The organism is bacterium (assembly GCA_039961635.1).
In the GTDB taxonomy this organism is placed as follows: domain Bacteria; phylum 4484-113; class 4484-113; order JAGGVC01; family JAGGVC01; genus JABRWB01.
In genome coordinates this window covers 53,063-65,784 of record JABRWB010000012.1, presented here as the reverse complement: position 1 = coordinate 65,784, position 12,722 = coordinate 53,063, and the positions used below count along the sequence as shown (strand labels likewise).

Here is a 12,722-nt window from a genome sequence, read left to right as displayed (position 1 = left end):
CCTTCCAAATAGGGAAACGGTTTTGGGGGTAAGGATAATGGCGTCCCGCAGGGCGGGGCTGCGGAGCGTACATGAAATCCTTATATTTGATGGCGGCGATTGCAATTGCAATGGTATTGCATTCATCGCTCGCGGAAGCAAAAGTGACGGGAACAACCTACGAATACGAGCAAGGCGGCGTCCCGCTTGAAGGATGGGTCGTGCGCGAAAGCGTTGCAGGCGGCGCGCGGCCGGGCGTTTTGATCGTGCACCAGTGGCGCGGGCTGTCCGACTACGAGAAAAAGCGGGCGGAGATGCTCGCCGAGCTGGGCTACGTCGTGTTCTGCGCCGACATTTACGGCAAAGGCGTGCGGCCGCAAAATATGGAGGAAGCGGGCGCGCAGGCGGGAAAATACCGCAGCGACCCGGAGTTGTTCCGCGCGCGGCTTAACGCGGCGCTTGACGCGCTTCTGGCGCAAAAGGACGTCGATCCGAAGCGCATCGCCGCGATCGGATACTGCTTCGGCGGGGGCGGAGTGCTTGAGTTGGCGCGCACCGGCGCGAAAATCGCGGGAGTAGTCAGCTTCCACGGCTCGTTCGAAACGAAAATGCCCGCCGCGCCGGGGCAAATCAAGGCGAAAGTTTTGGTGCTTCACGGCGCGGACGACAAGAACATCGCGGGCGATCAGTTGAAGGCTTTCGAGGACGAAATGCGCGCGGCCGGCGCGGATTACCAGATTGTTCTTTACGGCGGCGCGGTGCACGCATTCAGCGACTGGAATGCGGGAAGCGACCCGTCCCGCGGCGCCGCTTACAACGAATCCGCCGACAAGCGAAGCTGGCGGGCGATGCTTGATTTCTTCGAGGAAATCTTCGCGTAATATTAGGTATTGAAATATGCCGCCGGTCTCCAGACCAGCGAACCGCAATTCAATTTACGCAGAACTGGTATTCGGAGCTTTGTTTTTCCGGGAATATTTTGGACTCAAGTCCGCATTCGTGAACCGCACGATTGTGACCGGCATTCCTTTGTACGCGTGACGGAAAAGCCGATCGATGTCGGAATTCGAAAGCGCGACGCATCCGAGCGTCCAGTTCGAGCCGCCTTCCGCGGGCCGCTTGCCGGAGCCGGAGCCGTGAATCAGAATCAATCCGCCTATTGCTGCATCCGCCGGAATTTCGCCCGCGGCCTTCCATTCGCGGAATTCGCTGCGGTCGGTTTCGTTCGGGTAATCGAGAAGCAATCCCCGGTGAAACCGCGTCTGGCCGACGTCGCGCTTCTCCGCGACTTTGTATTTCCCCTCCGGCGTCGCGCCGTCGCCCTCCATCCGCTTGTCGGCTACCGGCTCGAATCCGAGTTCAATTGGCATCGCGGCGACGACCTTGCCGTTAATCGCCAGGTAAAGCGAATACTTGCTTTTATCCACAATTACAGCGTATTTGCCCTTCTCATTCGTCCAGTCGAGCGTTTCCTTCACCCAGGCATCGAATTTCGCGGCAAGCTCCGCCGAGAAACCGTATTCGCGCGGAAGCTCCGCGGGAATTTGATGTGCCGCCGCCAGCAAAACCAGCGGCGCAGCCAAAAGCACAAATGCGCATATCGAACGAAGCACGATGGATGATATCTTGCCGGCGACGGGTTTTCCAGACTATACAAAGAATGCTCGTATCAAGGCTGATTGCCGGTGATTGTACGCGGGCCGGATGCTACAATCCGCTCCGCGAGGCGGCTCTCCGCCTCTATATTTATACGCGGAGTCCGGATTGCAAAACACGATTCGCCTGGCCTGGCTTTTTGGATTTGCGCTTCTGGCGCTGTTGACCGCTCCCGCATGCAAATCGGGCAAAAGCCCGATGCATCCGAATTCAACCGGCGGCAGCGAATCGAATCCCGGCTTAGCAGCGGATGCCGGAGGAAGAACGGTGCTTTCGCTTGTGACGCCCGCATCTTCCGATTACAAAACCGGCGACGAATTCGACGCGGTCTTGAGCGTGCGAAACTGCGAGCCGGTATTCCAGGGCAGCACGAGGATCGTTTTCGATTCCCGAAAGTACCGGCCAATTAAGGCTTCCCGGGGCGCGGGACTTCCGGATGAAACGCTGTCCGTCGCCGGACTGAATCTTGAAGGTGCTGTTCCGTTTTCGTTCACGGCGCTGCCGGGCGGTGCGCAAATCCGGCCGGGCGAAAGCGAGCTTCTGCGCGTCAGATTCCGCGTGATTTCAAACGAAAATCCAAGCAGGCGCTTCGGATTCATGTCCGACCCCGCTTTCATGCAGCTGCGCGATTCATCGGGAAGGCGAATTAGCTTCGACACCGAGACGAGGGAGGCGCAGTCATGAAATCCTCCCCTGCCCTTCTTATTCCGGTTGCCGCGATTTTCGCTGTTCCGGTTTTGTTGCCATGCCATGCTTTTGCGCTTGAGCCGCCCAAGCCCGGAATGATCGAGCGGATGAAGCGCGAAGGTACTTACGCCGAGGCGCTCGAAAACGCGAAAAGGCTCGGCAATTGGGAAGCAAAAGTACCCAAGCGCGGCGCGCTCGAAATCGCTGCATTGAGTCCTCGCGAAATCGCCGACGGAATACTCGCCAATCTCGGCCGCTCGCTCGACGGCAAATCCGCGAGCGAAATCGGCCGCAGCACGTCGCGCGAGCTTTCGTACATCGAATACGACCTTAATCACGACCGCGTCGTGGACGAACGCGACCTGCTGGTTCTCGGATTCGAAATGCCAAGGGACACTGCGGTCCTCCCCTCAATCGGTACGGTCAAGATGTTCTGCCTGCCGATTGAATTCCCCAATTACCCGCATTATTTCACCGAAGAGCAGTTCGACGACGTGCTTTACGGCGACGGCGATCCCGGCGCGCCGTACATAGGCCTGCGACAGTATTATTTGGAGCAGAGCTACGGCCAGCTTCAGATAACGGGCGATGTTTTTTCCTGGCATATGGCCAGCCGGACACGCGACTATTACCATCCCGATCAAAACGAAGGATTGCCGACCGACGGGGAGCGCCAGCGCGAGCTCATTATCGAAGCGCTGACCGCGGCGGACGACGCGGGCGTGGATTTTTCGCAGTACGACAACGACAAGGACGGCCTGGTGGACGGGTTCACGATTCTCTGGACCGGGCCAAACGGCGATTGGGCGACTTACTGGTGGGGATTCGCGATGTGGATGGGCGGATTTTCGCTGGACGGCGTCGAATTCGGAAGCTACTCATGGCAGCCGGAGCGATGGTACTACTTCGGTGAGGAGCCGCCGCTTCCGGAAGTGTGGGATCCCGGAACCGTCATTCACGAAACCGGCCACGGACTTGGGCTGCCCGATTATTACGACTACGATGATTCGGTGGGCGAGCGCGGCGGAGTGGGCGGGCTCGACATGATGGGCGGCTGGGGCGGGCATTGCTGCTTCAGCAAATATATGCTCGGCTGGCTTTCCCCAACGATCACGTTCACGAATCTGCCGGGAGAGCAGCTGGACAAAGTGATTGCAAATCCGGACGCGGTGCTTGCGATGCCATGGTTCGACGGCGTGACGCCGTGGGCCGAATATTTCATGATCGAAAACAGGCAGGCCGAAGGCTCGGACGCAGGGTATCCAAACAGCGGTCTTCTGATATGGCATATAGATGCGCGCGTCGACGAAGGGGGGGGAACGCGTTACAACAACTCGTACACCGACCACAAGTACATCAAGCTTATGGAGGCGGACGGACTGGATGAAATCGAAAACGGTGGGGGAGCGAACGCCGGCGATTATTACACGGAAGGAACTTCGTTATCGCCGGTCACTTATCCCAATTCCAACGACTACTCCGGCGCGCCCACCGGAATCACGGTCAACAACATTTCTCCCGCCGGCGCGGTGATGACGGCAGACATTCTTTTGTATCCGGATTCCGCGCCGTCGGTCGCTATTACTTCTCCGGGGCCGGGAGATACCGTAAGCGGCGGAGAAGTGATTTCAGTAGATGCGGCGGACGACGATTCGATTTCAAAAGTCGAGCTTTTCATCGACGGCGAATGGACCGCGGACCTGACTTCCGCGCCGTACAACTACGCATGGAACACGCGTGTCGAGTTCAACAAATCGGTTGAAATCACCGCGCGCGCATTCGACGGGAACGGCCAGTCCGCATCCGACACGATTTTCGTGACCGTGGACAACGCCGGGGTGACAACGCTTTCCGACGATTTCGAAAGCGGTTTATTCAAGTGGAAAATCCTCAACGCTCCGCGCGAACCCGGCGGGCAATACACCGCATGGGACACGCGAACCAGCCCCGGCGATCCCGCGCCGCTCGGCGCCGGCAACGAGGCTTGGGTGCGCCCGTACGGCGGAGCAGACACCTGGCACAATGCTAACAAGGACAAGCTGCGCAGCCAGCGCGTCGACATATCCGGATTCACGAACCGGATACACATGAAATTTTTCTACCGATCGCGCGATACGTTCGAGGTTTACGCGACCACCGACGAAGGCGCGACCTGGCGGCTTGTGGACAGGGTGCAGCCAAACTGGGGATGGACGCTCTGGAACCGCACTTTCGAATTGCAAGGCACCGGCGCATACATAGAGCTGAGGTACACCGGCTCGGTGCATCCGACCGCGGACGCGGGGCTTGGAGCGAACATAGACGATTTCATGCTCCGGGAAGCGCCGAGCGATCCGCCTACCGCGGCCATCACAAGCCACATCGAAGGCGACGTCATTTCAGGCGATGCAACCTTCACCGCGGACGCATCGGACGACAACGCTGTCGAGCGCGTGTATTTCTATCTGCACGACTGGCTGGTTTCCACTGATGAAGATGCTCCCTGGGAATACACTCGAAATACACTTGACGACGACAACCATCCGAATATCGTCCTGAAGGTGATTTCGGAGGACAACGACGGACTGCCGTCCGAGCCTGCGTCAATCTCGCTCAAGTGGAAAAACGACCGCCCCTATCCGATTTTCGACGACCTTGAAGGCGGCACTGATAACTGGGGATACGGCTCCGACGGAATTGCGCCGGACTGGCGGCCGGTCACGACCGACTCGCACTCCGCGCCGACTTCGTTCGGCTATGAAGCGCCGTTCGGACAATACAACAGCGAAGGATTATGGTACTCCGGGCTTACGCCGGCCGCGGGACGTCAATGCGTGGATCTTGCGGGCGACGCGGTCGACGATCCGGTGCTTGCGTACTGGTTCAAGGCGGATTTGCCGGACGGTTTCGGCGGCGGGCTTTACCTTTACAACACTTGGGAAGGTTACATGTGGATCGGCGGATGGGCGAACGACCGGCCGGATTGGTACCAGGAGCTGTTCCCGCTGAACAACTACAAGGGATATTCGGGCGCGCTTTGCTGGTGGGCGTGGGGGAACGACCAGACAAACGGAATTGGCGCATGGCTGGACGACGTCGAAATCAACAACCGGTCCGTCGTTCTCAAATGGCCGGTGGTGGAGCAGGCCTCGATGAACCCGAGCGGGATATTCGGAAAGATCACGAATCAATACAGTGCGACGTTTTCGGTCAGCGGCCTTACCTATGTCGAAAGAGTGGAATACAGGCTGGATTACGCGCCTCTCGGCCGGGAGGATGAGTACGACCAATTGTTCCAAATCTCGGACGAGCCGTTCGGCGTCACTTTCAGCGTGGGAAACAACGCCCTTCCGAATCAAAGGGCGCAGGTTGTAGTGACGGCGTTCAACTCGAACGGGGATTCATCGATCCCTATTTCGCTTCCATTTTGGCTGTATAACCTAGTGGGCGATACCAACGGCGACGGGACGGTCGGCGAAGGTGATCTCGACGGCTTCTCGGATGTGCTTTTCCTGACGAGCGCCGACACCGGATTCAATCCGCTGTTCGACTGCAACGCGGACGGCGTGATAGACGAGCGGGATGCGGGCCAAATCGGTTACCGCTGGGGGGAAACTCTTTGACAGGCGGATTCGTCGCATCAGGCCTTGCGGAACGATCGGATACAGCGCATAAGCATTTTGAGCGAAACCACATTTTCTACTTGACAATCCTTCGAATATCTGATATTTGTAATCTACAACTATCTGGACGGCGGCGTTGCGAGCCGCTTGGCCGGAGGCAGGATGCGAATGCGGCTTGATTGATTGAGCCGTATTGGCCTTGTATCTTCGTCCCTGCGTGCTTTCTTGTCTTGGCGGCGGCCTCAAGTCCGGACGGTTGAATCCAAGGAGAGTTAAAGGTTGGCGAATCAGGCTGCAAAACCAAAGTCCGGCCCCGCCCGCCGCGGAGAGCTCCCGCCGGCCGCTGTCCTTTCAAGGCAGGGCGAATGCTGCTGTGCGTCAGGCTCCTGCGGCGCGGCTTCCCGGCGCGGCGGAATCCATGCACTAGCGCACAGGCTGGATGCAGTGCTGCGACGGCTCGGGAAAGCGCTTTCCCGGGACGAGGCTGCTCCCTGCTGCGACGGGCTGACGCCGGCCCAGTGCCGCACCCTCGAAACGCTCTGCCTTTGCCCCGGCTGCACGTGCGCGACGCTGGCGGAGCAGACGGGCGTGTCCGCATCAACGCTGACGCGTCACGTCGATCCGCTTGTGTCGGCGGGATTTGTGGAGCGCGTCGAGGGCGGCGACAGAAGGGTCATCCGGCTGTGTTGCACGGGGCGGGGAGCGGACGTTGCCGCGAAAATCCGTTCGCGAAAAATCGGCTTTCTGGAAGACGTTCTTGGCATGATTCCGAGCGATCGGCGGAAGAATGTCGTTGACGCGCTTGAGGAGCTGATCTCCGCGTTCGAAAAATCCGAAGGCGGCACTTGCTGCTGATTTTCCAACTCAAAACTCTCAAATCTAAACTCTAAACTGATTTACGGAGGTTGTCCGATGGACATGTTGACGATCAAGCTCACGAAGACCGACAAGGGCTACATGCTCACGGTCGAAAGCGAGGACGAGGAAATCCGCGCCGAGTGGGGCGAGCGCATCCAGGCGTTCCTTAGAGGCCAGTGCACCTGCAGCTGTTGCTCTTGCGGATGCAATTGCGATTGCGAATGCTGCAAGGACGACGGCGACGGAGATTCCTGCTGCAAGTAACATCCGGTTTCAAGGGAAGTCCGGCTACGCGCCGGCTTCCCTTTTTTGAGATTTCCACGAATGCCGCACTAACGCCTGCGGGATGCGGGCGTTTCCGCCAGGCATTGCGCTAAAATGCCTTCGTGGGCGAAGGAGGAGCTTTTCAGATAGAGATTACTTCCGCCCGCGCTGGTCAGCGCGCGGACACCGCGGTCGCCGCGCTTTTGACAGAGCGGCTCGATATGAACGTGTCCCGCGAGCGGGCGAAAACCATCATTACGACCGGCCTGGTTAGCCAGGACGGCAAGCGGCTGAAGCCCGCATCAAAGCTGCGCGAAGGAATGCTGGAAATCGCCGCATCGCCGGAGCGCATCGCAGCGCTGATTGAAGAATTTTTGGGAAGCATCACAATCGAGCCGCAGGACATTCCGCTTGACGTAATTCACGAAGATGCCCGCATAATTGTAATTAACAAACAAGCGGGCGTCGCGGTGCATCCGTCGCCGAGCGACCGCGGACCGACCGTCGCGGGGGCGCTGCTTCACCGATACGGCGCGCCCGCGCTTTCGATCCCGCTCGAAATTCCGCGCTTCGACGCGCCGTCCCCTGCCCCGCATCCGTTGGAAACCGAAGAACAGCGCATTGAAGAACCGGACAGCTTTTTCCCGTCCGGCAACGCCTCGGAAGAAGAAGAAATGTCGGAATCCGACGAGCCGGCCTACTTGCCCGGCCGCGCCGAGTTCGAGTACGACCCGGTGGAGAAAATCAAAGCGGCGCTTTCCGCGCACTGCGGCGTCGGAATAGTCCATCGTCTCGACAAAATGACGACGGGATGCCTGGTCGTAGCGCGCGACGTGATTGCGCACCGGCACATTTCAAGCGACTTCGCGGCGCGCTCGGTGCAGAAGGAATATCTCGCCGTGGTGTACGGGGCGCCGAAGGAGCCGTTTGGAACGTTGGACGCGCCGATCGGCCGTCATCCAAAGGAGCGAAAACAGTTCGCTTCGGGCGACATACTGGCGCGCGCGGGCACGAAGGCGCGATTCGCCCGCACGGATTACGAAGTTCTCGAATCGAACGATTGCTTCTCGCTCCTGCGATGCATTCTTCATACAGGCAGAACGCACCAAATCCGCGTCCACCTCAAATCAATCGGGCTGGAAATCGTGGGCGACGTGCTGTATGGAACAGGCATAAATGCGCGGTTCGTTCGAGCGGTCGACACCGGAAGAAAGCGCGATATCGAAGCGCTGCCTCCCGCGCTTTCCGGGCTTGTTTCAGATAATGAAGAAAGGATTCGGATACGAGGGCTTCTAGGAATCGAGGACGGCTATCCCTACGGCGGCCATCTGTTGCACGCGTGGAGGCTGGGATTCATCCATCCGGACACAGGAGTGCACACCGTATACACAGCGCCGCCGCCGCCCTCGTTCGGGATAACCCGCTTCCGATTTCTCCATCCCGACCCGGACGACGATTGACAGGCCGGTGGTATCATACCTTGCCCGCCGCACCATGCACCGGGCGAATCTCTTATGCCGAAGGATAATTTGCCCGGCCTTCTTATGTTCGTGCTCCACGCGCACCTGCCTTACGTGCGCCATCCAGAGCACGAGCACCACCTAGAGGAACGCTGGCTGTACGAAGCTATCACGGAAACATACATTCCGCTCCTCGATATGATGGAGCGCTTGGAACGCGACGGCATCCCCTTCCGAATCACGATGTCGCTCACGCCGACGCTTCTCGCGATGCTCGAGGACGAGCTTCTGCGCATGCGCTATCTTCGATTCCTCGACTCGCACATCGAGCTTGCAAACCGCGAGGCGGAGCGCACATGGAATAACGACCGCGAATTCCACAACCTGGCGCTGATGTACCGCTCCCGCCTCGAGCATTGCCGCGCGGTATTCGCGGAGCAATACCAAACCTTCCTCGTCCGCGGCTTCCGCCGCTTCAGAGAATCCGGCGCGCTCGAAATCATCACCTGCGCGGCCACCCACATGTTCCTCCCGCTTGCGCAGCCCACCCCGTCCGCGATACGCCGCCAAGTGGCGGTCGCGTGTGCGTATCACGAGCGCGTCCTCGGTGAGCGCCCGGAAGGCATCTGGCTGCCTGAATGCGGCTACTTTCCCGGGCTCGAGAGCTTCTTGTTGGACGAAGGCTTGCGCTATTTCTTCCTTGACACGCACGGACTGGAACATGCGTCCCCCCCGCCAGTATACGGCGTGCATGCGCCCGTCTACTGCGAAAACGGCGTCGCCGCGTTCGGAAGGGACAAGGAGTCCTCCAAGTCCGTGTGGAGCGCGCAGGAAGGCTACCCCGGCGACCGGAATTACCGCGATTTTTACCGCGACATCGGCTTCGATCTGCCGCTGGAATACGTCGCTCCCTATATTCACGAGGGACGAGTCCGCATCCACACCGGTTTCAAGTACTACGCGATAACCGGCAAAACGGCGCACAAACGCATATACGATCCCGTTGCCGCATGGAACAAGCTTAACGAGCACGCGTCCAATTTCCACTTCAACCGCACGGAGCAGTTCAAGCATCTCGCGGCGGTGATTGACCGCCCCCCCCTTGTGGTGGCGCCATACGACGCGGAGCTTTTCGGCCACTGGTGGTACGAAGGCCCGCTGTGGCTGGAAGCCGTCATCCGCCGCTGCGCGGAGCATCCCGGCGCCGTCGCTCTTTGCACCGCGCCGGACTATCTCGACGCGTTCCCCGCGAATCAAGTTGCGGTGCCGGCGCAATCAAGCTGGGGGGACAAAGGCTACTGCGAGTTTTGGCTGTCCGCATCGAACGAGTGGATATATCCGCACTTTTTCCAACTGGCGCGCAGGATGGACGAACTGGAAGTCCATTTCGGCCACTGGGAAGACGGGTTTGTCCGCCGCGCGCTGGCCCAGGCGCGGCGGGAGCTGCTTTTATTGCAGGCCAGCGATTGGGCGTTCATAATGCAGACGGGAACAATGGTGTCCTATGCGGTAATGCGCACGAAATCGCATATCGCCAATTTCAACCATATATACGAAGGGCTGCGCACGGGCACGCTTTCCGACGAGTTTCTTCGCGATTGCGAATGGAAAAACAACATTTTTCCTGATGATTTGATGTGATGTTTATGCATTTACTTGCTGCACAGGTTTTATAAATTAATATAATCAGCTCGTACCACCGTCGATATGCCCCAATTAAAACGTCTTCTCAAATCAACCCTGCGCACCGGATTTACCAATCGCCGCACGCGCGGATGCCACTTGACCGAGAGATACTCCCGCGTCGTTGGGCGGCACGAGCGAGCCGGTGAGAACGCGGAACCGCGTTTTCGGCAGGCGGCGCGTTATTTCTTCCACCAAAAAGGCGTTCTGGAAACATCCGCCGGAAAGCGCGACGATTTCCGCTCCGAGAACGGTGTGCGCGCGAAAAGCCGCGTCGCATACTATGTCCACAATCGCAAGGTGGAACCTCGCCGAAATGCGCGCGAGCGACAATCCCGAAAGCAGATCCTTGCAAGCATCCTCGACGAGCGGGCGCCAGTCCAGCACTATCGGCGGCGGATGCCCGCCTCCGTCTTCGCTTGAAAGAAAGCCGGCGATGGCCTCCGTCGGCCGCGCCTCCCGCCACCGCCAGCGGTACGGATCAAGTTCGCCCCGCCAGGCCAGCGGATCGCCCATCGCCTCCTCCAGCAGCATCGCCGCCTGACCTTCATAGCTTGCGGTATGGCATAACCCGACGAGCGCGCTGATGGCGTCGAACAAGCGGCCGCAGGACGAAGTGGCAACGCAGTTCGCGTTTCGATCGATCATCCGGCGTACGTCGGCGATTTTGTCAACGGGGATTGCGTCCGCAGAAAGCCGCTTTTCCAGAAGCGACCGCGCGGCTCCGGCGAGTTCCCCGTCGTCGAGCGTGGACAAAGCCGCGAGCGCGACGCGCCATGGCTCCTTGATTGCACCCTCGCCCCCCGGCAGTTTGAGCGGAAAAAACTTGCCGAATCGACGGTAATCCGAAAGACCGCCCCATAGAAACTCCCCCCCCCACAGCGTACCGTCCGGGCCGTAGCCGGTGCCGTCGAATGATACGCCCAGCGCGGGGCCGGCCTCGCCATGCTCCGCAAGGACGGACGCCATGTGCGCGTGGTGGTGCTGGACGCGGTAAAGCGGCAGCCCGTTGCGTGCGGTGTATTCCTCCGCCCACTTCGTCGCGAGGTAATCCGGATGAAGGTCGCACGCGACCGCTTCGGGCTCGATTGAAAAAAGCGATTTGTAATGTTCCAGCGTTTCCTCGAAAAACCGCATCGTTTCGAGATTTTCCATATCACCCATGTGCGGAGAGAGAAAACCGAAGCGGCCGCGCGAAAGCGCGAAGGTGTTTTTTTTCTCGGCGCCCACTCCCAAAACCTGCGGTCCGTCCGATGCGAAACTGACTGGATGCGGCGAAAAGCCCCGGCTGTGGCGGATCAGCTGGATGCGTCCCGAAACCACGCGCGCAACGCTGTCGTCGCATTTCGCGTGGATGTCCCGGTTGTGCATAAGCAAAGCGTCCGCAAGGCCGGAAAGTTTTTCCAGCGCTTCGCGGTTTTGCGAGACCAGCGGCTCTTCGGAAATATTCGCGCTGGTCATGACCAGGATGATGGAACGGGGGACACCCGCTTTGTCCAGACGCGTATCCTTGGATTCAAGCGGAGAAACGCGCAATCGCTCAAGCCAGTGGAAAATCACGTGATGCAGCGGCGCGTACGCAATCATAACGCCCAGCCTGGATTGGCCCGGGGCGACTTCGGAAGCGACCGGATGCCGCTCCAAGCGCGCGCGCTTTAGAAGCATAATCGGCGCTGCGGTGGAAGAAATCAGCGACGCCTCAAGTTCCGAAACATCGCAGATTTCAAGCGCGGATTTGAGATCGCGCACCATTACGGCAAAAGGTTTTGCCCGGGCTCGACGTTTGCGGGCGCGCAGAAGGCCGACCGCCGCGGGATTCGACGCGTCGCATGCCAGGTGGAATCCACCGACGCCTTTAATCGCGACGATTTTGCCGTCCAGGATCATGCGCGCGCAGACCGCAATCGCACCGGTTTCATCTGACTCCCCCCCCGCAATTTTAACACCGGTGAAATCCACAAGCTCGACCGACGGACCGCAGGCGGGGCAGCAATCAGGCTGGGCGTGATAGCGGCGGTCGCCGACGTCGGAGTATTCCGCCGCGCACGCATCGCACATCGTAAACGCGGCCATCGTTGTGTTCGGCCGGTCGTAGGGAATCGAGCGGATTATCGAATAGCGCGGCCCGCAGTTTGTGCAGTTGATGAACGGATACAGATGGCGCCGGTCGCCCGGATCGAACAGCTCGGCTTTGCAGTCCGCGCAAAGCGCGACGTCCGGGCTTATAAGCGTAAGCTCGCCGGGAAGCCGCTCGCTGTCGCGGATTTCGAATCCGGCGAAACCGACGGCCGGAAGCTCGATGGCTTCAATCGTAAGGATTTTCGCAAGCGGCGGAGCTTCGTCCTTTAGGGCAAGCAGGAAGCGCGTCAGCTCGTTTTTTCCGCCCCCGGGAGGCGGCTCGATCTCCATCGTGACGCCGCTTGAATTGTTGAGCACCCAGCCGCGGATTCCGAAGCGCTCCGCCAGCTTGTGAACGTTCGGACGAAAGCCGACGCCCTGGACGATGCCCGTAATGGAAACGCGGAACCGCAAG

At 59.5% G+C, this 12,722-nt stretch carries 9 protein-coding genes; 7 read left to right on the top strand and 2 right to left on the bottom strand.

Annotation, left to right across the window (positions count from 1 at the left end; all coding sequences use genetic code 11):
- Positions 1-71 precede the first annotated feature (71 nt).
- The gene (locus HRF49_02150; protein ID MEP0813453.1) at positions 72-860 is read left to right on the top strand and encodes a dienelactone hydrolase family protein; all 789 of its coding nucleotides are present in this window, start codon (positions 72-74) and stop codon (positions 858-860) included.
- Positions 861-914: 54 nt separating this feature from the next.
- Here the strand turns inward: HRF49_02150 and HRF49_02145 are convergent, their stop codons facing one another.
- A complete protein-coding gene (locus HRF49_02145) occupies positions 915-1,592 on the bottom strand; it encodes a L,D-transpeptidase (GenBank protein ID MEP0813452.1) in 678 nt (225 codons plus the stop codon).
- Between the two features lie 151 nt (positions 1,593-1,743).
- On the opposite strand from HRF49_02145, the gene HRF49_02140 reads away from it, so the two are divergent.
- The 6 genes from HRF49_02140 to HRF49_02115 all read left to right on the top strand — a co-directional run bounded on the left by HRF49_02140 (position 1,744) and on the right by HRF49_02115 (position 10,147).
- Positions 1,744-2,319 carry a hypothetical protein gene (locus HRF49_02140; GenBank protein MEP0813451.1) on the top strand — a complete coding sequence of 192 codons (576 nt, stop codon included), beginning with the start codon at positions 1,744-1,746 and terminating at the stop codon, positions 2,317-2,319.
- On the top strand, positions 2,316-5,924 hold the full coding sequence (locus HRF49_02135) for a M6 family metalloprotease domain-containing protein (protein MEP0813450.1): 3,609 nt from the start codon (positions 2,316-2,318) through the stop codon (positions 5,922-5,924). Before HRF49_02140 ends, HRF49_02135 begins: the two co-directional genes overlap by 4 nt.
- A 444-nt stretch (positions 5,925-6,368) precedes the next feature.
- Positions 6,369-6,779, top strand: coding sequence for a winged helix-turn-helix transcriptional regulator (locus HRF49_02130; protein MEP0813449.1), 411 nt, complete (start codon positions 6,369-6,371; stop codon positions 6,777-6,779).
- A gap of 57 nt (positions 6,780-6,836) precedes the next feature.
- On the top strand, positions 6,837-7,046 hold the full coding sequence (locus tag HRF49_02125) for a hypothetical protein (protein ID MEP0813448.1): 210 nt from the start codon (positions 6,837-6,839) through the stop codon (positions 7,044-7,046).
- A gap of 122 nt (positions 7,047-7,168) precedes the next feature.
- Complete coding sequence (locus tag HRF49_02120) at positions 7,169-8,506, top strand: RluA family pseudouridine synthase (GenBank protein MEP0813447.1); 1,338 nt, start codon at positions 7,169-7,171, stop codon at positions 8,504-8,506.
- A 54-nt stretch (positions 8,507-8,560) separates the two neighbouring features.
- Positions 8,561-10,147, top strand: coding sequence for a DUF1957 domain-containing protein (locus HRF49_02115; protein ID MEP0813446.1), 1,587 nt, complete (start codon positions 8,561-8,563; stop codon positions 10,145-10,147).
- A 93-nt stretch (positions 10,148-10,240) separates the two neighbouring features.
- Here HRF49_02115 and HRF49_02110 read toward each other — a convergent pair whose 3' ends face one another.
- Positions 10,241-12,721: a carbamoyltransferase HypF gene (locus tag HRF49_02110; GenBank protein ID MEP0813445.1), complete on the bottom strand. Its 2,481-nt coding sequence runs from the start codon at positions 12,719-12,721 to the stop codon at positions 10,241-10,243.
- Position 12,722: the final 1 nt, after the last annotated feature.